Genomic DNA, 21,061 nt, shown 5'->3' on the forward strand with positions numbered 1-21,061 from the left:
ATTCTACCGGGTTCGACGACGGGAGTTCGCTCGGAACGGGTTGTCAGCCGTCGGCACGACCGGTGATCACCTCGACGAGCTTCGCGACCGCGATGGCGTACCCGGGCACACCCTCTCCGATCACATGTACCGCGGAAACGTCGCGCACATACGAGAGCCGACGGAACTCCTCTCGTGCGTTCACGTCCGAGATGTGCACCTCAGCGACCGGCAGTGCGACGCTGGAGAGCGCATCCCGCAGCACGACGGACGTGTGGGTCAGGCCGCCGGGATTGATGACGATGCCTGCGCAGTCCGCGCGCGCGGCGTGAATGGCGTCGATCAGCACGCCCTCGTGGTTGCTCTGCACGGCGCGCACCTCGAACCCGTGCTGAGCCGCGGTGCGCTCCACGAGAGAGACGACGTCGTCGAGCGTTTCGGTTCCGTAGATCTCCGGCTCACGAACGCCGAGGAGGTTGAGGTTCGGCCCGTTCACGAGCAGCAGGCGCCGTGGCGCGGCCTCCGACGCGGTCACGAGCCGATCTCCTGGTAGGCGGCGAACAGCAGACTGGGATCCGGCGCCTGCATGATGGTGGGCCGGGCGATGTCATCGAGCACGATGAATCGCAGTGTGTTGCCGCGCGTCTTCTTGTCGCGCCGCATGGTCGCCAGCAGCGTCTCCCAACGTCCCGCGGGATAGGTGATCGGCAGTGTGAGCGAGGTGAGGATGCTGCGGTGCCGGTCGACGACGTCATCGTGCAGCCGGCCGCTGAGCCGGGCGAGCTCCGCAGCGAAGACCATGCCGACGGACACGGCCGCTCCGTGCCGCCACTGGTAACGCTCGGTGTGCTCGATGGCGTGCCCGAGCGTGTGCCCGTAATTGAGGATCTCCCGCAGCCCCGCTTCCCGGAAGTCCTCGCTGACGACCTTCGCCTTCATATCGATCGCGAGCTCCATGTTGCGGCGGAACACTGGACTGTGCGGATCGGTGGAGCCATCCAGATCGCGCTCAACGTTGTCGAGGATCTCCGGGGCCCAGATGAACCCGGCCTTCACGACCTCCGCGTACCCGGCGAGCACGTCGTTGCGCGGAAGCGCCTCGAGCGTGTCGAGGTCGCAGAGCACGCCGGCCGGTGCGTAGAACGCGCCGACGAGGTTCTTCCCCTCTGCCGTGTTGATGCCGGTCTTGCCGCCGATCGCAGCATCCACCATGCCGAGCACGGTGGTCGGGATCTGCACGAGCTTCACCCCGCGCAGCCAGGTGGCGGCGACGAAGCCGGCCAGGTCCGTGGCTGCCCCTCCCCCGAAGCCGATCACGGCGTCGCTGCGGGTGAAGTCGGCCTGACCCATGATCTGCCAGCAGAAGGTGGCTACCTCGACCCGTTTCGCGGCCTCGGCGTCCGGAATCTCCGCCAGGAGTACCTCGTAGCGATCCACCAGGTTCTCACGCAGTTCGGCCGCTGCCGCGGCGAGCGTGGGCTGGTGCACGATCAGCACCCGTCGCACATCGGGACCCAGCAGCTCGCCGGCCTGGAAGCGGATTCCTCGCCCCACCCGGATGCCGTACGGGTTCGCTCCCGTCACCTCGAGCAGCGTCGTCTCCGTTCCCGTTTCGCCGGCTGCGCTCTCCTGAATCATGCGTCCTTCCGTTCCGATCGTTCGCACCACTGAGCGATCTCCTCCACGATCGCGGAGATCGGCCGCCGCGATGTGTCTGCCCGGTAGTCCGCGAGCGACTCGTACAGCGGCATCCGCTTCGCCACGAGCGCCTGCCAGGAGTCGAGTCCCTGCACGAGTGGCCGCTTGCCGTCGTCGATGCGGGCGGCGACCGCTTCGGGGCTCACCGTGAGCAGCACGACACTCGTGCGCTTCAGGTCTTGTTGCGTGCGCTCATCCAGTACCGCTCCCCCGCCGACCGACACGACGCCGCCGGCCGACAGCGCACGCACGACCGCATCGCGTTCCAGCGCCCGGAAGGCCGGCTCGCCGCGATCGGCGAAGATCTGCGCGATCGGGCCGTGCTCGCGCACGATCGCCGAATCCGTGTCGATGAACGGCACATCGAGCCGCCGGGCGAGCCGTTTGCCGATCCTGCTCTTGCCCGCCGCAGGCGGCCCGATGAGCACGACGGTCACGCGCGCACGGTCTCGGTATGGAGGGCGGCCGGGATCGCGTCGAGGTAGGCGCGCAGGTTGCGCTGCGTCTCAGGCAGGGAGTCTCCGCCGAACTTCTCCAGCACTGCGTCCGCGAGCACGAGCGCGACCATCGCCTCGGCCACGACACCGGCGGCGGGAACGGCACACACGTCGGAGCGCTGGTGGTGTGCCGGTGCGGCGTCGCCGGTGGCGACGTCGATGGTGCGCAGGGCGTGCGGCACCGTCGCGATGGGCTTCATGCCCGCTCGAACGCGCAGAAGTGACCCGGTCGTCATGCCGCCCTCCGTGCCGCCCGCCTTGTCGCTCGTGCGCGAGATGGTCGAACCGTCGGTGACGAGCTCATCGTGGGCCGCCGATCCGCGCCGTCGCGTGGTCTCGAACCCGTCGCCCACCTCGACGCCCTTGATCGCCTGGATGCTCATCAGCGCCTGAGCAAGTCGCCCGTCGATCCTGCGGTCCCAGTGCACGTGCGAGCCGAGCCCGACGGGAACCCCGTATGCCAGCACCTCGACGACGCCGCCGAGGGTGTCGCCGTCCTTGTGCGCAGCATCCACCTCGGCCACCATGAGCGCCGAGGTCGCCGCGTCGAAGCAGCGCAGCGGATCCGCATCGAGGGCGTCGACGTCGGACGGCCTCGGAAGCGGTGAATCATCCGGAACGCGCACGGGTCCGATCGCCAGAGTGTGGCTGACGGTGGTGATGCCGAGCTCGGCGAGGAACGACTTCGCCACGGCACCGAGTGCGACCCGGGCGGCGGTCTCGCGGGCGCTCGCCCGCTCGAGGACGGGCCGGGCCTCGTCGAACCCGTACTTCTGCATGCCGACCAGATCGGCATGACCAGGACGCGGCCTCGTCAGGGCGGCACCACGGCCGGTGGTGAGCTTCTCAGGGTCGACCGGTTCCGGGTTCATCACATCGACCCACTTCGGCCACTCCGTGTTGCCGATGCGCAGCGCGATCGGGCTGCCCATGCTGAGGCCATGCCGAACCCCGCCGGAGAGCGCGAGCTCGTCCTGCTCGAACTTCATGCGGGCGCCGCGGCCGTACCCGAGCTTGCGGCGTGCGAGGTCGTCACGCACGGCATCCAGCGAGACGGGCACGCCTGCCGGCAGCCCCTCCAGAATGGCCACCAGTTCAGGGCCGTGCGATTCTCCTGCGGTGAGCCAACGAAGCATGCGTCAATTCTGGCATGCACGCACAGGCCGTCCCGCCATCGGCGGCAGCGCCCCGGCTCGGCTCAGAAGCTCCGCTCAGAGGCCCAGGCTCAGAGGCCGAGGCTCAGACGGGACGCCCGCTCGCGTCGAGCCCCACGGCCTCGAGCATCGCGGCGAGCACGCGGGCCTCGTCGGGCAGCTCACGCTCCGGGTCGCCGGTCACGAAGATCCGCACCTGCAGGAGCGCCTGTTGAACGAGCATCGCGAGGCCGGAGAGCACATTCGGCGCTCTATTCGCGGCGCGAGCGGTGGTGCTCCATTCGGAGACGATGCGCGTGGGCCACGGGTCGTACGCGACGTCGAAGAGCAGGATGCCCTCCGCCGCCGCCTGCTCCAGCGCGGGCGAGCGCACCAGCAACTCCGCTGTGCCGTCCGCACCTGCATGCCCGGGAAGTGTGCTGACGACCAGGTCCGGTCGCCTGGCGACGGGATTGTCGAAGCGCGCGATGAGCACGCGCAGGCCGGCGGATGCGCCGAGCGAGACGAGGTGCTCGGCGCGAGCTGGCTCCCGCACCTGCACCACGGCCTCGTCAGCGCCGAGCTCGGCAGCCGCGACAAGGGCTGACGCCGCGGTCGCGCCACCTCCCCAGATCAGCACGTACCGTGCCGCCCCCGTGCCGGCCGCGGTCAGTGCGCGCACGATGCCAGCGACATCCGTGTTGAAGCCGCGCAGAACCCGTTCCCCGTGCTCATCCGCATCGAACAGGATGGTGTTGGCCGCACCGGTGAGCCGAGCCGTCTCGTCGAGCGTCGCCACGAGCGGCAGCACCGACTGCTTGAGCGGCATGGTCAGCGAGAGTCCGCGCCAGGCATCCGACCTGCCACGCACGAAGCCGGCGAGCTCGTCGGACGCGACTTCGGCGCGTCCGTAACTCCAGGGAAGGCCGAGTGCTCGGTATGCGGCGCCGTGCAGGTCGGGCGATTTCGAGTGCGCGATCGGTGAGCCCAGCACCGCGAGCTCGCGCACCCCGTCACTGGCAGTAAGCATCGTTCGCCGGGCTCGCGTTGCACCAGTCCTGGAGCTGCTGCACGGCCTGCTCGTGCTGCTGCTCGGTCTCCGAGAAGACGGTTTCGCCGGTCTTCAGATTCACCGCGACGAAGTACAGCCACGGGCCGGGTGTCGGGTTCAGCGCCGCCTTGATCGCGTCGTCGCCCGGGTTCGAGATGGGGCCGACCGGGAGCCCGGCGTGCACGTACGTGTTGTACGGGTTCGAGGCATCCGCGCGCTGCGCATCGGTGGTGAACACAGTCTTCACGCCGGCGCCGTACGCGACGGTCGCGTCGGATTGCAGGTCCATGCCCTGATCCAGGCGGTTCTGGAACACCCTCGCCACCTTGCCCATATCGGCGACGCTGCCCGCTTCCTTCTGCACGATGGAGGCGAGGACGACGGTGCTGTAACGCTTGTCGGCGGGCACGCCGTCGGCGTCCAGCGCCTGGAACGCGCGATCGACCAGGGTCTTGATCACGGTCTTCGCGTCGACTCCGGGGTCGAACGTGTACGTCGCCGGGAACAGGAACCCGTCCAGGTTCGGTGCCTGAGCCGGGAGCCCGAAATCGGCGGGCTTGGCGGCCGCCTGGAGATCTGCCAGTGGAATGCCCGTCGTCTTGGCGAGTGCGGGAAGGATGCTTGCCTCGGTGTCGCCCTCCACGATCGTGAGCGTGCGCTGCAGCTTGTTCTTCGGGTCCTGCAGCGCGGCCAGCGCGGCCTTCGCGCTCATCTGCTTCTTCACTTTGTACACGCCGGGCTGGAAGACGGGATCCGGCTTGGTGTGCAGCAGGAGCGTGTAGAACGCATCGGAGGTCTTGACGACTCCGGCCTTCGCGAGGGTCGCGGCGACGTCCGACCCGTTGTCGCCGTCGTGAATCGTGATGTCCACGGGCGTCGTGCCCGATCCGGTGTAGTCGTTCGGCTCGTTCAACGCGAGCAGCTTGCGCACCTCGGGCTGGAACGCGTTCCACACATAGGCACTCGCGCCGCCGAGCAAGCCGAGGATGACGACGATCACGATGGTGACGACCAGCCAGCGGCGCTTCTTCTTGGGCCGCTGCGCACGGGCATCCGTCGGATAGTCGAGGCTCGACCACGCGTGAGGTCCGCCCTCGCCCGGCGGTTTGCGTGCCCCGGCGGATGTCGCGTCTGCGTCACCGACGGCGCGGTCGTCACCGAGTGCACCCCAGAACGACTCTTCGAGGCCGGACTCCGGCTCAGGGGGCTCGTGCCGTTCTTGCACCGCGTGCCCCTGCGCCTCGCGCTCCTGCTTCTCGCTCAGAAGGGCCTCACGCTCCCGGGCCTCGCGCCGGGTCAGCGGAGGACGCTCGGAATCGAGCGCGGGTTCAGACTGCGGGGATCCGGGCGGGTGGGGCTGCGTCACGATGATGGTCCAATGCTGGGGGCCGCGAGCTCGCCGGGGGGCCTGCCGCTGGAGCGTTCGGCGTCGAGCGCGTGCTGCAAAATTACCGTGGCAGCCGCCTGATCGACGACGGAACGGGAATTCCGAGTGGTGCGTCCCGACGCCCTGAGCGCGGACTGAGCGGAGACGGTCGACAGCCGCTCGTCGACGAGCCGCACCGGAATGCCGCACACGTCGGCCAGCCTGGAGGCGAAGGCCACCGCGTCGTCCGTCGACGCTGTGTGAGCGCCGGAGAGCGAGAGCGGAAGACCGACGATAGCCTCGACGGCTCCGAGTTCCGTGGCAAGCGCCTGAATGCGAGCGATGTCGCTGCCGTCGTCGGCCCGTTGCACCGTTTCCACCGGCAGCGCCAGCATCCCGGCCGGGTCGCTGCGGCTCACGCCGATCCGCGCTCTCCCCACGTCCACGCCGACGCGAACACCTGCGCGCACGCCGCTGCTATCCGATCGCCGAACGCACGGATGCCAGTGCCGCCTCGATCGCGCCGGAATCGGACCCGCCGCCCTGGGCGAGGTCGTCCTTGCCGCCCCCGCCGCCGCCCAGCACGGACGCCGCGCCCTTCGCGAGCGGTCCCGCCTTCACGCCCGCGTCGCGCGCCGCCTGATTCGTTGCGACGATCACGACGGGACGCTCTCCGGCGACAGCGGCCAGCGCGACGACAGCCGCGTCCGAGCCGAGTCGTTCGCGCACCGTTGTGGCGAGCATCCGCAGATCGTCCGCGGAGCCGAGCGAGCCGGCGTTCTGCGCGACCAGACGCACGCCACCGACGCGTTCCGCCTTCTCAACGAGGGCGGGAACGCGGTCGAGCACGGCCCGTGCCTCGAAGGCCGCGATCTTCTTCTCCGCAGTCTTCAGACTCGTGATGAGGTCGTCGATGCGTTGCGGCAGCTGCTCCCGCGGAGTCTTCAACATGCCGCTCAGCTGCGAGACGATCGTGCGCTCCGCTGCGAGGTCTCGGAACGCCTCGATGCCCACCAGCGACTCCACGCGGCGGTTGGTGGACCCGACCGACGACTCGCTGATCAGATTGATCATGCCGATCTCGGAGCTCGACGACACGTGCGTGCCTGCGCAGAGCTCGCGCGACCACGGACCACCGATGTCGACGACGCGGACCACATCGCCGTACTTCTCGCCGAAGAGGGCCATTGCGCCCATCGCCCGGGCCTCGTCGAGGGGCAGCTCCCGTGTCACCACCTCGAGGTCGTCGCGGATCGCATTGTTCGAGATCTCCTCGATCTCGCTGCGCGTCTCGGCAGAAAGGCCCTGATTCCACGAGAAGTCCAGGCGCAGGTAGCCTGCCTTGTTGTACGAACCGGACTGGTGCGCATTCGGGCCAAGCACCTGGCGAAGCGCCGCGTGGATGATGTGGGTTCCGGAGTGCGCCTGTCGCGCGCCCCTGCGGTAGTCGGCATCCACCACGCTCGTCGCGGGCGCGTCGACGCCCACCTCGCCGCGCGTCACCTGCACCGTGTGGCTGATCAGCCCCTTGACCGGTTTCTGCACGTCGAGCACCTCGAGCTCGTAGCCCGGACCGACGATGACGCCCTGGTCGGCATCCTGTCCCCCGGACTCCGCGTACAGCGCCGTTTCGGCGAGTATCACCTCGGCGAGCTGCCCTTCGGATGCCCGTGGCACGGAGACGCCGTCGACGAGGATGCCCAGCACCCGCGACTCCGTCTGCAGCTCGTTGTATCCGGTGAAGACGGTCTCACCCTTGCCGCGCAGCTCGCTGTACACGGACAGGTCGGCCAGCTGGCGCTTCTTCGCCTTCGCGTCGGCCTTGGCCCGCGCCTTCTGCTGCGACATCAGGGAGTCGAACGCGGCCCGGTCGACGGTCAGACCCGCTTCTTCCGCCATCTCCAAGGTGAGGTCGATCGGGAAGCCGTAGGTATCGTGCAGCAGGAACGCGGTGTCGCCTGCGAGCTGCGACCTGCCCGAGGCGCGCGTGTTCTCCACAGCGGTGTCGAGGATCGTCGTGCCGCTCGCGAGCGTGCGTAGGAAGGTGTCCTCTTCGGAGAAGGCCAGATGAGAGATGCGGTCGTAGTCGTTCTCGACTTCCGGGTAGGTCGCCTTCATCGCATCCCGTGACGCCGCGAAGAGTGTCGGGAACGTTGCCCCCTCGACGCCGAGCAGGCGCATCGCACGAACGGTGCGACGCAGAAGCCGGCGCAGGATGTATCCACGTCCCTCGTTCGACGGCGTGACGCCGTCCGACATCAGCATCAGCGCGCTGCGCACGTGATCGGCGACCACGCGCATCCGTACGTCGTCCTCGTGGTCGGCACCGTACGCCTTGCCCGACAGCTCCGCTGCGCGGTCGAGGACCGGGCGGATCTGGTCGATCTCGTAGATGTTCTCCACGCCCTGCTTGAGGAACGCGACGCGCTCGAGGCCCATACCGGTGTCGATGTTCTTCTTGGGCAGTTCGCCGAGGATCTCGAAGTCGGTCTTGCCGGTTCCCTCACCGCGCAGGTACTGCATGAAGACGAGGTTCCAGATCTCGACATACCGGTCGTCGTCGGTGGCGGGGCCCCCGTCGACGCCGTACTCCGGACCACGATCGAAGAAGATCTCCGAGCACGGTCCGGCCGGGCCCGGCACGCCGGTCGACCAGTAGTTCGTGTCCATGCCGAGGCCCTGGATGCGCTCATCCGGCAGCCCGGCTACCTCTTTCCAGTAGCCGCGCGCCTCGTCGTCGTTTTCGAAGACCGTGACCCAGAGGTCCTTCGGATCGAATCCGAGCCCGCCCTCGGCCTCCGGCGTCGTCAGGAGCTCCCACGCGTACCGGATGGCCTCCTTCTTGAAGTAGTCGCCGAACGACCAGTTGCCGAGCATCTGGAAGAACGTGCCGTGCCTCGGGGTCTTGCCGACCTCTTCGATGTCGAGTGTGCGGATGCACTTCTGGGAATCGGCTGCGCGGGGGTACGGCGCAGGAACCAGACCGGTGAGATAGGGGACGAACGGCACCATTCCGGCGATGGTGAAGAGCAGCGTGGGGTCGTCGCTGACGAGCGACGACGACGGCACGATCGTGTGGCCGCGCTCGGCGAAGAAGTCGAGGAATCGGCGGCGGATCTCTGCCGTTTGCATGGGGGCCGTCGACAGGGGTGCGGTCTGCATGTTTCCGTTCGTTCGGTTGGTGTGATGCGTGCTCAGGACAGGTCGGAAATGACGTCTTCCGCTTGATCGATCGCGGTGCGCAGCTCGGCCTCGCGCTTGCGGTAGCCGTCGCTGACGGCAGCGCCGAAGTCGTGGGCCTTGCGGTCCAGTTCCTCGAAGAACTGCTTGCCCTGATCGGTCTTGTTCACCTGGTGTGCGATCGCGAAGCCGGCGGCGATGCCGACGACGAACCAGAAAAAGCTCTTCATGGCGGATCTCCTAGTGGTCGTGAGCGTATTGATGATAATGAGGGCGGTCGGCGCGGCAGGGGGTCGTCAGTTCTGCGGGGCGCCGTTGTCGGCCTTGCCGCCCCGGCCGAAGCGGAACGCGGCACGCACCGCGGCACTGAACCCGGCCAGCTTGATGAGCGGACCGCCGACGGTTGCGGCGAAGAGGGCCACCAGCGCCGACACATTGCCCGTGACATCCTGCACGTTGCGAGTGATCGCATCCACTCGCTTCAGCTGCATGTTGGTCTCGCGGAGCGTCTCGGTGGTCTCTTCGAGGATCGGCGTGATGCCGTCGCTGACCTCTTTGATGGAGTCGGTCGTCTGATCGAACACCTTGCCCAGCTTCACGAGCGGGACCGCCATCAGCGCGACCAGCACGGCGAAGACGCCTGCGGCGATCAGGCCCGCGATGTCTCCACCTGACACGGTGCACCATCCATTCCGTAACGGGAATATACGTGAAGGGCGGGCCGCGTGAACGACCCGCCCTCCAGCGTAGTAGGTACGACCGCCGCGTTGCCTAGAGCGGTCGCTACGCGCCTGTGTTGCTGGCGCGTAGGCTCTGCTCTTCGGCCGCTCCGCGGCTGAGTACGCGCCGCTATCGCGCTGCGTAGTACTCCACGACGAGCTGCACGTCACAGGTCACGGGGACCTCGGCGCGCTTCGGCCGGCGAACCAGGCGCGCCTGGAGCTTGTCGAGCTCGACCTCGAGGTAGGCAGGCGTCTTGGCGAGCACGTCCGCGTTGCCACCGGCGGCGGCAACCTGGAACGGCTCGGTGCCCTCGGAGCGCGCCTTCACGTGCACGAGCTGGCCCGGCTTTACGCGGAACGAGGGGCGGTCGACGATACGGCCGTCGACGAGGATGTGGCGGTGCACCACGAATTGGCGCGCCTGCGACATGGTGCGGGCGAAGCCGGCGCGCAGCACGAGGGCGTCGAGACGCATCTCGAGCAGCTCGACGAGGTTCTCACCCGTCAGGCCCTGGGTGCGGCGGGCCTCGTTGAACGCGATGCGGAGCTGCTTCTCGCGGATGCCGTACTGGGCGCGCAGGCGCTGCTTCTCACGCAGACGCACGGCGTAGTCGCTGTCGGCCTTGCGCTTGGTGCGACCGTGCTCACCGGGAGCGTACGGACGCTTCTCCATGATGCGAGCGGCCTTCGGGGTCAGGGCGACGCCCAACGACCGCGAGAGGCGGGTCTTGCTGCGGGAACGTGATGACACGTCTTTCCTTTCGTAGTTCTTCTCGCTTGTGCTGCCTTGCGCGGTGTGGACCGCGGCAGCCATTGGCTGATCCGGCGACGCATGTCGGATCGACATGCACGGTGACCTGCCTCGGGCACGGCACCGCCATGGTCGCTTTCGCAATGGGAGGGATGGCCGGGGATGCTCGGCTAAAGAGCGCTTCCCTGTCGAAAAGGATGCCCGCAGCCGCACGGAATCCTTCTTCTCGGCCCGTCAATGGTAGCAGAGCCTTATCTGGACGTCACTTGCCCTTCGTGATGCGCCGAAGCTTCGCGAGTCTCGCGGCGATGTCCCGTTCGTTGCCGTGCTCGGTCGGCGTGTAGTAGATGGAATCCTTCAACGCGTCCGGCAGGTACTGCTGGCGCACGACGCCGAGCTCGTCGTCGTGCGGGTACAGGTAGCCCTTGCCGTGACCGAGCCGCTTCGCGCCGGGGTAGTGCGCGTCGCGCAGCGGCTTCGGAACACGACCGATCTTGCCTGCGCGAACATCCGCGATCGCGGCGTCCAGCGCCATGTAGGCCGCATTCGATTTCGGCGCTGTCGCGAGATGAACGACGGCCTGCGCCAGTGGAATGCGTCCCTCGGGCATTCCGATGTATTGCACGGCGTCGGCGGCGGCCACCGCGACACCCAGCGCGGCGGGGTCGGCCATCCCGATGTCTTCGGAGGCCAGAACGATGATGCGCCGTGCGATGAACCGTGGATCCTCCCCCGCCTCGATCATGCGGGCCAGGTAGTGCAGAGCTGCGTCCACATCCGAACCGCGCACCGACTTGATGAATGCGCTGATCACGTCGTAGTGCTCGTCGCCGTTCCGGTCGTAGCGCAGCAGCGCCCTGTCGACAGCGGATGCCACGAGCTCAGCCGTCACAACCGGTTTCGCTGGGCTCTCCCCGGTCTGTTCCTCCTCGGCTCGTTCCGCGTCCTCGCTGCCCCGTGCGTTGTCGACGGCCGAGTTGGCGGCCGCCTCCAGCGCGGTCAGTGCACGCCGTGCGTCGCCCGAAGCGAGCCGGATCAGCGTGGCGCGAGCCTCGGCGTCCACGATGACGGCATCCTTCAACCCGCGCTCGTCGCTGACTGCACGGTCGACGAGCGTCCCGAGGTCGTCGTCGGACAGCGGCTCGAGCGTGAGCAGCAGGGACCGGGACAGAAGAGGAGAGATCACCGAGAATGACGGGTTCTCCGTCGTTGCCGCGACGAGGATGACCCAGCCGTTCTCGACGCCGGGCAGGAGGGCATCCTGTTGCGCCTTCGTGAAGCGATGGATCTCGTCGAGGAAGAGCACCGTCGACACCCCGTAGAGGTCACGGTTGGACTGGGCCTCCTCCATCACGGCACGCACGTCGCGCACCCCGGCGGTGACGGCCGACAGCTCGACGAATCGGCGTCCGGAGGAGTGGGCGATGACCTGGGCGAGCGTGGTCTTGCCCGTACCCGGCGGTCCCCACAGGATGACCGAGACCGAGCCGCGCTCCCCCGTCGTGTCACCTGCCAGGGTGACCAATGGAGAGCCGGGAGTGAGGAGGTGGCGCTGTCCTGCGATCTCGTCGAGCCGGCGAGGACGCATCCGCACGGCCAGCGGGGTGGCGCCCGCGCGCAGCCCCTGCTGTGTGCTCGGCATGCGCTCAAGGATAGAAGGTGCGTCTGACGAAAGAGGCAGCCTTTGAGCGACGCAGTCGCGTTAGAGGCGATTGGGGTGAGTGCCGCGTAAGCTTGCTTGCATGGCTGAACCGAGTGAGCCTTTGAGCGACGCAGTCGCGATAGAGGCGATTGAGGTGAGTGCCGCGCAAGCTTGCTTGCATGGCTGAACCGAGTGAGCCTTTGAGCGACGCAGTCGCGATAGAGTTCGTTTCTGGGATCGGCCGGCCTCGGTCCCGGGCCGTCGCGGCCCCCGAACACCCTGACTCGGCGCCGCCGACGCGCCGAAGTGGAGGATGCCCGTGTCCCCGAAGAGGCAGAACGACCGTGAAGCGCGCCAGGCGCGCGAACGCCTTCGCGCGTATCAGGCACGTCAGGCAGTGCACGAGCACACCAGGAAGCGGCGCGTGCGCGACAACATCATCGCGGGAAGCGTCGTGGTCGTCGTGCTCGCGTTAGCGGTCGTGCTGCAGCTCACCTACTTCGCGGCGGGACCGGGCAAGCACGTCGCATCGCCGAAGGCATCCGCGTCGTCTACGGCGACCCCGACGCCCGCCGCGACGGGGAAGAACGAGGGCGATGTGCCGTCGAAGGCGATCGCCGACGGCCGCACCTGGACTGGGACGCTCACCATCAACGGCATCCCGCTCGGCGTCTCGCTCGACGGGGCGAAGGCGCCGCAGGCCGTGTCTTCGATGATCTCGCTCACGAAGAAGAAGTTCTTCGACGGCACGGTGTGCCACCGTCTCACCACGGGTGCGACTTTCAAGGTGCTGCAGTGCGGCGACCCGAAGGGCGACGGCACGGGCGGTCCCGGCTACAGCTTCGGCCCGATCGAGAACGCGCCCTCCGACGCCAAGTACCCCACGGGCACCATCGCGATGGCACGGCAGAGTGGCAACGCGTACAGCAACGGGAGCCAGTTCTTCATCGTCTACGGCGACACGACGATTCCGAACGACAGCGCCGGTGGGTACTCCGTGATCGGCAAGATCACGAGCGGGCTCGACCAGCTCAAGGCTGACGTCACGGACAAGGGCGTGCAGGGAGGCGGCGACGACGGCAAGCCGGTCGTCAGTCCGAAGATCGATTCCTTCACGCTCGAATAACGGCCTGATTTCGACTCAGGAGTGCGCCTTCAGCGGTGCAATAGGCTTTGTAGGCAGCAACGACGGCCATCCCCGGCCGTCTTCGAACAGGTGAGGCTCGTGTCAACTACTGATCAGCACCCGTGGGGTCGTGTCGACGATGCCGGTGTGGTCTACGTGCGCACCGCGGACGGTGAACGTGTCGTCGGCGAGTATCCGGATGCGACGGCGGACGAGGCGCTCGCCTACTTCGAACGCAAGTACGCCGATCTCTCGGGGCAGGTCGGGCTGCTGGAGCAGCGGGTGCGCCGTGGCGCCCCCGCCGCCGACGTGGCGAAGGCCGTCGCGACGCTTCGCAGCGCAGTCGCCGCCGCCAACGCGGTGGGTGACCTCGCGGCCCTCGACGAACGGCTCGCCAGGCTCGGCGGCACCGTCGAGGAACTCACCGAGCAGCAGTCGGCCGAGGCGAAGGCCGCCGTCGAGCAGGCGATCGCGGAGCGAACGGCGATCGTCGAGCAGGTCGAAGCGCTGGCCGCGGAAGACCCGGCGAAGACGCAGTGGAAGCAGGCGAGCGCACGCCTCGACGAGCTGTTCTCGGCATGGCAGAAGCACCAGCACGAGGGCCCGCGGATTCCGAAGAACGACGCTAACGAGCTGTGGAAGCGGTTCAGGGCTGCGCGCACGACGCTCGAGCGCAACCGCAAGGCGTTCTTCGCCGAACTGGACTCCCAGCATCGGGACGTTCGCGCGCGCAAGACGGAGCTGATCGAACGCGCCGAGGCGCTCGCGCCTCTGGGGGCGGATGGGGTACCGCAGTACCGTTCGCTGCTCGACGACTGGAAACGTGCTGGTCGCGCCGGCAAGCGGAACGACGACGCGCTCTGGGCCAGGTTCAAGGCGGCCGGTGACGTTCTCTACGCCGCGAAGGCGGAGTCCGACGCCGTCGAGAACGAGGAATACCAGCAGAACCTGGAGCAGAAACTGGCGCTTCTGGCCGAGGCCGAGCCGCTGCTGAAGGCGACCGATCGAACGGCGGCGCGCTCCGCGCTGCTGTCCATCCAGACGCGATGGGATGCGATCGGCAAGGTTCCGCGCGACCAGGTGAAGTCGGTCGAAGACCGCTTGCGCAAGGTCGAGACGGCCGTACGCAAGCTCGACGACGAGCACTGGGAGCGCAGCAACCCGGAGAAGAAGGCGCGCTCCGAGGGGCTCGCCGCACAGTTGATGGATGCCATCGCGAAGCTCGAGGAGGAACTCGAGGAGGCGAAAGCGTCCGGCGACTCCAGGGCGATCAAGCAGGCGCAGGAAGCGCTCGACGCGCGGAAGGCGTGGCTGTCCGCGCTGCGCTGAGTCGAGCGCTGGGCTGACTCCAGCGCTTCACCGAGTTCTCCACCGTTCGTCGGACGACTCCTCTTCTCCACCGATGCGCGCCTTCGGGAGGCGGCGGATGCCGACGTGGCGCGACGATGGGAACATGGCGCACTCGATGGCATCGGTACTCTCCCCCGGAGCACTGCCTCTGGCAGAACTGCATGCCGCCAGGCTCGACGGCGAACTGTTCACGATCGATGAGCGGTTCTCTCCCGTCGACGAGGTCGAGACCGCGTGGTTGCGAGCGAGAGCGTTACGGAGCGTCGCTGGAACACGCATGATCGCAGAGCTCGACAGTGCGCTGTGGGTGCACGGGCTGTTGCCCGTCGTGCCGTCGATCCACACGATGTGCGTGCCGCGATCCGATCGCCTCAAGTTCCCGCCGTCGCCGCGTTTCGTGCTCCGCGAGATGACGCACGAACCGGGAGACACGATGGAGATCGCGGGGCTTCGGGTCACGGTGCCTGCGCGCATCCTTCACGATCTGGCGTTCGTGGAGCGCGAGGATGTCGTGGGCGCGGCACGGAGCATCCTCGGCCGCCACCCAGAGCTCGCGCACGAATGTGCTCGACGGATCTCCGGCACGCCGAATCTGCCGGGCAAGGGCCGTGCCCTGCGCCGACTCGAGGAGTGGGACGTCTCGGACTCTCAGCCCGCGCTGACGCGATATACGTCGTAGACCGCGTCGATCCTGCGCACCGCGTTGAGCACACGGTCCAGGTGGGTGGTGTCGCCCATCTCGAAGACGAACCGGCTCAGCGCCAGACGATCGCTGGAGGTCGACACCGTTGCCGAGAGGATGTTCACGTGGTGCTCGGAGAGGACTCTCGTCACGTCCGAGAGCAGCCCTGCCCGGTCGAGCGCCTCCACCTGGATCTGCACGAGGAAGACGCTCTTCGACGAGGGCGCCCACTCGACATCGATCATGCGTTCCGGTTCGCGCATCAGCTCCTGCACGTTGTGGCAGTCCGCTTGGTGCACGCTCACCCCGGAGCCGCGGGTGATGAAGCCGACGATCGGGTCGCCAGGCACCGGCGTGCAGCACTTGGCCAGTTTGACCAGGATGTCCGGGGCGCCACGCACCAGCACGCCGGAATCGCTGTTGCGCAGCCTGCGCCCACGGACCCGGGCTGGCGGCGGCAGCTCGGTGACGTCGCTCTCCGTCTCGGACTGCAGCGACGCGACCACCTTCTCCAGCACGGATTGCGTGCTGACATGTCCCTCACCGATGGCGGCGTACAGGGCGGAGACGTCGTCGTACTTCATCTGCGCGGCGACCTCGCCGAGCGAGTCCTGCGTCATCAGCCGCTGCAGCGGGAGATTCTGCTTGCGCATGGCACGAGCAATGGCATCCTTGCCCTGCTCGATCGCCTCGTCGCGGCGCTCCTTCGTGAACCACTGGCGGATCTTGTTGCGCGCCCGCGGGCTCTTCACGAAGTTGAGCCAGTCCTGGCTCGGGCCGGAGTCGGGGTTCTTCGAGGTGAACACCTCGACCACATCTCCGGTCGACAGCGGCGACTCCAACGGCACGAGGCGGCCGTTCACCTTGGCACCCATGGTGCGATGCCCCACCTCGGTGTGCACGGCGTAGGCGAAGTCCACGGGCGTTGCGCCGGAGGGGAGCCCGATCACCCTGCCCTTCGGGGTGAAGACGTAGACCTCCTTGGCACCGATCTCGAATCGGAGCGAGTCGAGGAACTCGCTCGGATCCGCGGTCTCGGCCTGCCAGTCGGAGATGTGCGCGAGCCACGCCATGTCGGTGTCGACCTTGCCGATGTCGTCGGACTTGCCCCCGGCGACCCGTTCCTTGTACTTCCAATGCGCCGCCACACCGAACTCTGCGCGCTGGTGCATCTCCTCGGTGCGGATCTGGATCTCGACCGCACGGCCCTCCGGACCGATGACGGTGGTGTGCAGCGACTGGTAGAGGTTGAACTTCGGCGTGGCGACGTAGTCCTTGAACCGACCGGGCATCGGCGTCCACCTCGCGTGGATCTGCCCGAGAACGGCATAGCAGTCGCGCACCGAGTTGACGATGACACGGATGCCGACGAGGTCGTAGATCTCGTCGAACTCGCGTCCGCGAACCACCATCTTCTGGTAGATCGAGTAGTACTGTTTCGGCCTCCCGACGACCTTGCCGCGGATCTTGGCGGACTTCAGGTCGTCGTTGATGGAATCCGTCACCTGCTGCACGACGCGTTCCCGCTCGGGGGAACGCTGCTTGACGAGATTCTCGATCTCCACGTACAGCTTCGGGTACAGCACCGCGAACGAGAGGTCCTCGAGCTCCCACTTGATCGCCTGGATGCCGAGCCGGTGTGCGAGCGGAGCGTAGATCTCCAGGGTCTCGGTCGCTTTGCGGGTCGCCGTGGCCGGCGGCACAAAGCCCCAGGTGCGCGCATTGTGCAGGCGGTCGGCCAGCTTGATGATGAGCACGCGGATGTCTTTCGACATCGCCACGATCATCTTGCGCACCGTCTCGGCCTGGGCACTCTCGCCGTACTTGACCTTGTCCAGCTTGGTGACGCCGTCGACGAGCATCCCGATCTCGTCGCCGAAGTCGGCACGCAGCTCGTCGAGTGCGTAGTCGGTGTCTTCGACGGTGTCGTGCAGCAACGCTGCTGCGATCGCCTTCGACCCGATGCCGAGGTCGGCCAGAATCTGGGCTACCGCGACAGGATGTGTGATGTACGGCTCGCCGCTCTGTCGCGTCTGCCCGGAGTGCGCACGCTCCGCCACGGTGTATGCACGCTCTATCAGGGCCAGGTCGGCCTTCGGGTGGTGCAGCCGCACGGTCTTCAACAGCGTGTCGACCGCACCGGCTGGCTGCTGCGCCCTGGAGAAGATCCGGGGCACGAGACGGCGCAGGGAAGCGGTCTGCTGGGTTGTCGTATCGACCATCAGCATCCCCTCCCGAGTCTCATTATCGCGACTCGGTGCCGACCTCGTCGGCGGGTCCGCCCACAGCGCACGGCGGCTACCGCTCCCGCTCGGCCTCGGCGCCCACGACATCGCCTCCGGATGCCTGCCACGCCACCATCCCGCCCGCGATGTCCACGGCGGCGTATTGTGCCTCGACCAGGGCGTCGGTGACCATGCGGGAGCGCTGTCCGACGTGGCAGATCACGGCGATCGTGGTGTCGTCTGGCAGTTCGCCCTGCCGCGGGCCCAGCTCGCCGAGCGGGATGTGATGCGCCATTGGGGCGTGGCCCGAGCTCCACTCGAAGTCCTCGCGCACGTCGAGGAGCCACAGCTCGCCGGATGCGACTAGCGCGATCGCCTCGCCTGCCGTGACCGACTCCCCTGGCTCGTGCGTCACTTGGCGGGGACCACCTCGGTCACCGGCGATTTCGCCCTGGCCGCCAGGACCTTGCGGTCGTGCTTGACGATCTCCTTCTCGCCGCGACGGAAGTCCGCATAGAGCGGGGCGGCGATGAAGATGGTCGAGTAGGTGCCGATCAGGATGCCGATGAAGAGCGCGAGCGAGATGTCGCGCAACGTGTCGGCTCCGAGAACGAATGCGCCGATGAAGAGGATCGCGCCCACCGGGAGCGCTGCGACGACGGCGGTGTTGATGGAGCGCACGAGGGTCTGGTTCACGGCGAGGTTCACCGACTCGGCGAACGTGTGCTTCACCGCGTCCTTGTCCTGCCTGGTGTTCTCACGGATCTTGTCGAACACCACCACCGTGTCGTACAGGGAGTAGCCGAGGATCGTGAGGAAGCCGATCATCGTGGCGGGCGTGATCTCGAACCCGACCAGCGCATAGATTCCCGCGGTGATGATCAGGTCGTGGAACAACGAGAGGATGGCTGCCGCCGACATCTTCCACGTTCGGAAGTAGAGGGCCATCGCGATGAACGCGAGCAACAGGAAGACGACCAATCCCTGGATCGCCTGCCTGGAGACATCCGCTCCCCAGCTCGGGCCGATGTAGGTGGATGCCACGTTGTTCTGCTGCACTCCGTACGCAGATCCGAGGTTGGCGGCGACCGCCTTCGTCTGGTCGGTGGTCAGCTGGTCGGTCTGCACTCGGATGCCCTGACCGCCGGTGCCGTTGGTCACGCTGACCTGCACGACGGCGTTGGGTTTGACGTCATGCACGGACTTCTCGGCCAGGGACTGGTCGGTTGTCTTGACGTCGGAGACGGTGAACTGCGAGCCGCCCCGGAAGTCGATGCCGAAGTTGAATCCGCCCTTGGCGATCGGGATGATCACCGACACGACGATGAGCACGGCGGCGACGATATACCAGATCTTGCGTTTGCCGACGAAGTCGATCGAACGCGCACCGGTGTAGAGGTCGTTTCCGAACTTCTGGAAGCGTGTGGCGGCCATCAGGACTCCTTCTCGTCCTTCTCGGTCTTGCTGCCGCCCGCGGCGACGAGTTCGGCCTGCTTGCGCTCCGCGATCGTCTGGCGTCTCGCAGCCTCGCGGCTACTGGCCGCGCGCTTCGTCTCGCTGACGGCCGTCGAGGTGCGGAACTGTGCTGCCCCTCGGTAGACGGCGCCGAGCGCATCCGGATCAAGGCCGGACCACTTGTTGCCGCTGGCGAAGAACCGCGTGCGTGCCAGGAGTTGAAGGGTCGGGTGCGTGAACATGATGACGATCAGCACGTCGAGCACCGTGGTCACACCGAGAGTGAACGCGAAGCCCTGCACATTGCCCACCGCGAGAACGTACAGGACGATGGCCGCAAGCAGGTTCGTGGACTTCGATGCGTAGATCGTGCGGCGGGCTCTCTTCCAACCCGCTTCGACAGCGGATTCGAGACTTCGCCCGTCGCGCAACTCGTCACGTATTCGCTCGAAGTACACGATGAACGAGTCGGCGGTGAAGCCGATCGCGACGATCAGACCCGCAACGCCGGCGAGCGAAAGACGATAGTCGATGCGCCACGACAGGATCGTGATCACGAGATAGGTGAGCAACGCGGCCACCACGAGCGAGGTGATCGTCACGAGTCCGAGCAACCGGTACTGGAAGAGCGTGTAGATCACCACGAGGATCAGGCCGATCGCTCCGGCGATCAGACCGCTGAGCAGCTGTGCGGACCCCAGCGTCGCCGAGATGGTGTCCGAGCTCTGCACCTTGAAGCTGACGGGCAGGGCGCCGAACTTCAGCTGGTCGGCCAGTGTCTGTGCCGAGGACTGGTTGAAGCTGCCGCTGATCTGCGCCTGGCCGTTGGTGATCGCGCCCTGCATGGCGGGTGCCTCGAGAACCTTGCCGTCGAGCACGAACGCGAAGCGCGCGCGGGGGTCGCTGGAGTCCTTGCTGTAGTACCCGTACAGCCGGGTGCTCACGGTTCCGAAGTCCTTGGTGCCCTGGCCGTTGAACGTGAGGTTGACGACCCACTGCCCGGTCGAGTTGCCGCTGGAGTCGGTGGCAAGACCCGCCGTCGCGTTCGTGATCTCGGAGCCTTGCACCTCGACCGGTCCGAGCAGGTACTTCGCCGTGAGGTTGTCGTCGCACGTGATGAGCGGCTTGTCGGCGGGCGCCACGTTCGTGGTGCTGTTCTTCAGCGACGAACAGGAGAAGGCGTTGTACTGCGCCTGCAGCGCCGGCGTGATCCAGGCCGTGTCGCTGCCGTTCGTGGGCTTCGCGGTCGGTGTCGACTGCAGAGTGGGAGCCGGCGACGGGTACGGCGTGCTCTTGCCGTTCGACCCCACGAACGTGTTCGTGGGCGCTCCGGTGAGTAGCACCGGGCGCAACTCCATCTTCGACGACGACTTGATGCGGTTCAGAGTCGCCTGGTCCGGGGTGCCGGGAATGGACACCACGATGTTGTCGCTGCCCTGCGTGCTGACCTGCGCCTCGGAGACGCCCGCGGCGTCGACACGCTCGCGGATGATCGAGACGGCCTGGTTGAGTTCGTCGTTGCTGATCGTCTGACCGCCCTCGAGCTGTGGCGTCAGGATGATCTCGGTTCCGCCCTCGAGGTCGAGACCGAGCTTCGGCAGCCAGGTGGCGGTGGAGAACAGCACGCCGCCGCCGAGCACGAGTCCCAGCACGACGACGATGACGCCGAGCCAGATCAGCGACCGCGAGGCACTCTTGACCGGAGACGACTTTGCCACGGAGGAACTCTTTCTATGCTCGTGCGGCGGCCATCATCGACCGCGCACGGAAGGAGGGACTATTCGTCGGTCTTCTTGAAGTCAGCCGTCTTCGACGCGGTGTCGACATCTTCGATCCGCTCCCCGAACTGCGGCTTCTCGTCACCGACCGTGGTCTCGGTCTCGACGGCGTCTGCCGGCGTCTCCTCCGCAGTCTCGGGCGTCGTCTCGACTCGGCCGATGGTCTGACGGTGCACGGTGAGGATGTGGCCCGGGCTCGTCTCGAGCTCGACCTTGTTGTGCTCCTCGTCGATGGACACGATCGTGCCGAAGACACCGAAGTTCGTCATGACCGTGGCTCCGGGAACGACCTGCTTCTGAAGCTCCGCCTGTGTCTTCTGGCGCTTGCGGCTGCTGCGGAACATGAAGAAAATGAGGGCCGCCAAGATGACGACCATGACTATGGTCAGGATGTTCTGATCCAACGTGGAACCTTCCGGAAATGAG

General features: G+C 67.1%; 20 protein-coding genes. 3 read left to right on the forward strand and 17 right to left on the reverse strand.

What is annotated here, in order from left to right; all coding sequences use genetic code 11:
- Positions 1-43 precede the first annotated feature (43 nt).
- The 12 genes from aroQ to ACYVII_RS00265 form a co-directional block, all read right to left on the reverse strand.
- Entirely contained in the window at positions 44-514 is a 471-nt protein-coding gene (gene aroQ / locus ACYVII_RS00210) for a type II 3-dehydroquinate dehydratase (protein WP_460529201.1), read from the reverse strand.
- On the reverse strand, positions 511-1,617 hold the full coding sequence (gene aroB, locus ACYVII_RS00215) for a 3-dehydroquinate synthase family protein (protein WP_460530477.1): 1,107 nt from the start codon (positions 1,615-1,617) through the stop codon (positions 511-513). Before aroB ends, aroQ begins: the two co-directional genes overlap by 4 nt.
- Positions 1,614-2,114, reverse strand: a complete 501-nt coding sequence (locus tag ACYVII_RS00220; protein ID WP_460529204.1) for a shikimate kinase — start codon at positions 2,112-2,114, stop codon at positions 1,614-1,616. Before ACYVII_RS00220 ends, aroB begins: the two co-directional genes overlap by 4 nt.
- Positions 2,111-3,310, reverse strand: coding sequence for a chorismate synthase (gene aroC / locus ACYVII_RS00225; protein WP_460529207.1), 1,200 nt, complete (start codon positions 3,308-3,310; stop codon positions 2,111-2,113). The genes ACYVII_RS00220 and aroC overlap by 4 nt, the downstream gene beginning before the upstream one ends.
- 103 nt (positions 3,311-3,413) lie before the next feature.
- The gene (locus ACYVII_RS00230) at positions 3,414-4,337 is read right to left on the reverse strand and encodes a shikimate dehydrogenase family protein (protein WP_460529210.1); all 924 of its coding nucleotides are present in this window, start codon (positions 4,335-4,337) and stop codon (positions 3,414-3,416) included.
- Positions 4,321-5,724, reverse strand: a complete 1,404-nt coding sequence (gene mltG, locus ACYVII_RS00235; protein WP_460529213.1) for an endolytic transglycosylase MltG — start codon at positions 5,722-5,724, stop codon at positions 4,321-4,323. The genes ACYVII_RS00230 and mltG overlap by 17 nt, the downstream gene beginning before the upstream one ends.
- Positions 5,721-6,194, reverse strand: a complete 474-nt coding sequence (gene ruvX / locus ACYVII_RS00240) for a RuvX/YqgF family protein (protein ID WP_460529216.1) — start codon at positions 6,192-6,194, stop codon at positions 5,721-5,723. Before ruvX ends, mltG begins: the two co-directional genes overlap by 4 nt.
- A 7-nt stretch (positions 6,195-6,201) precedes the next feature.
- Positions 6,202-8,856, reverse strand: coding sequence for an alanine--tRNA ligase (gene alaS / locus ACYVII_RS00245; RefSeq protein ID WP_460530479.1), 2,655 nt, complete (start codon positions 8,854-8,856; stop codon positions 6,202-6,204).
- A 62-nt stretch (positions 8,857-8,918) separates the two neighbouring features.
- On the reverse strand, positions 8,919-9,134 hold the full coding sequence (locus tag ACYVII_RS00250) for a hypothetical protein (RefSeq protein WP_460529219.1): 216 nt from the start codon (positions 9,132-9,134) through the stop codon (positions 8,919-8,921).
- Positions 9,135-9,200: 66 nt separating this feature from the next.
- Complete coding sequence (locus tag ACYVII_RS00255; RefSeq protein ID WP_460529222.1) at positions 9,201-9,581, reverse strand: DUF948 domain-containing protein; 381 nt, start codon at positions 9,579-9,581, stop codon at positions 9,201-9,203.
- 172 nt (positions 9,582-9,753) lie between these two features.
- Entirely contained in the window at positions 9,754-10,377 is a 624-nt protein-coding gene (gene rpsD / locus ACYVII_RS00260) for a 30S ribosomal protein S4 (protein WP_440298895.1), read from the reverse strand.
- Positions 10,378-10,639: 262 nt separating this feature from the next.
- Positions 10,640-12,019, reverse strand: a complete 1,380-nt coding sequence (locus ACYVII_RS00265; RefSeq protein ID WP_460529226.1) for a replication-associated recombination protein A — start codon at positions 12,017-12,019, stop codon at positions 10,640-10,642.
- A 313-nt stretch (positions 12,020-12,332) separates the two neighbouring features.
- Between ACYVII_RS00265 and ACYVII_RS00270 the strand changes: the two genes are divergently transcribed.
- The 3 genes from ACYVII_RS00270 to ACYVII_RS00280 all read left to right on the forward strand — a co-directional run bounded on the left by ACYVII_RS00270 (position 12,333) and on the right by ACYVII_RS00280 (position 15,174).
- The gene (locus ACYVII_RS00270) at positions 12,333-13,145 is read left to right on the forward strand and encodes a peptidylprolyl isomerase (protein ID WP_460529229.1); all 813 of its coding nucleotides are present in this window, start codon (positions 12,333-12,335) and stop codon (positions 13,143-13,145) included.
- A 99-nt stretch (positions 13,146-13,244) separates the two neighbouring features.
- The gene (locus tag ACYVII_RS00275) at positions 13,245-14,474 is read left to right on the forward strand and encodes a DUF349 domain-containing protein (protein ID WP_460529232.1); all 1,230 of its coding nucleotides are present in this window, start codon (positions 13,245-13,247) and stop codon (positions 14,472-14,474) included.
- A 97-nt stretch (positions 14,475-14,571) separates the two neighbouring features.
- Complete coding sequence (locus ACYVII_RS00280) at positions 14,572-15,174, forward strand: type IV toxin-antitoxin system AbiEi family antitoxin (RefSeq protein WP_460529235.1); 603 nt, start codon at positions 14,572-14,574, stop codon at positions 15,172-15,174.
- Here ACYVII_RS00280 and ACYVII_RS00285 read toward each other — a convergent pair.
- The 5 genes from ACYVII_RS00285 to yajC all read right to left on the reverse strand — a co-directional run bounded on the left by ACYVII_RS00285 (position 15,144) and on the right by yajC (position 21,039).
- On the reverse strand, positions 15,144-17,399 hold the full coding sequence (locus ACYVII_RS00285) for a RelA/SpoT family protein (RefSeq protein WP_460529238.1): 2,256 nt from the start codon (positions 17,397-17,399) through the stop codon (positions 15,144-15,146). The two genes, ACYVII_RS00280 and ACYVII_RS00285, sit on opposite strands and share 31 nt — an antisense overlap.
- Positions 17,400-17,475: 76 nt before the next feature.
- Complete coding sequence (locus ACYVII_RS00290) at positions 17,476-17,817, reverse strand: rhodanese-like domain-containing protein (protein WP_460529241.1); 342 nt, start codon at positions 17,815-17,817, stop codon at positions 17,476-17,478.
- Positions 17,814-18,836 (reverse strand): protein translocase subunit SecF, encoded by a 1,023-nt coding sequence (gene secF, locus ACYVII_RS00295; RefSeq protein WP_460529244.1) that lies wholly within the window; start codon positions 18,834-18,836, stop codon positions 17,814-17,816. The genes ACYVII_RS00290 and secF overlap by 4 nt, the downstream gene beginning before the upstream one ends.
- Positions 18,836-20,575: a preprotein translocase subunit SecD gene (gene secD / locus ACYVII_RS00300; protein WP_460529247.1), complete on the reverse strand. Its 1,740-nt coding sequence runs from the start codon at positions 20,573-20,575 to the stop codon at positions 18,836-18,838. The genes secF and secD overlap by 1 nt, the downstream gene beginning before the upstream one ends.
- Positions 20,576-20,634: 59 nt before the next feature.
- Entirely contained in the window at positions 20,635-21,039 is a 405-nt protein-coding gene (yajC, locus tag ACYVII_RS00305; protein ID WP_460529250.1) for a preprotein translocase subunit YajC, read from the reverse strand.
- Positions 21,040-21,061 lie beyond the last annotated feature (22 nt).

Source organism: Humibacter ginsengiterrae (assembly GCF_054780115.1).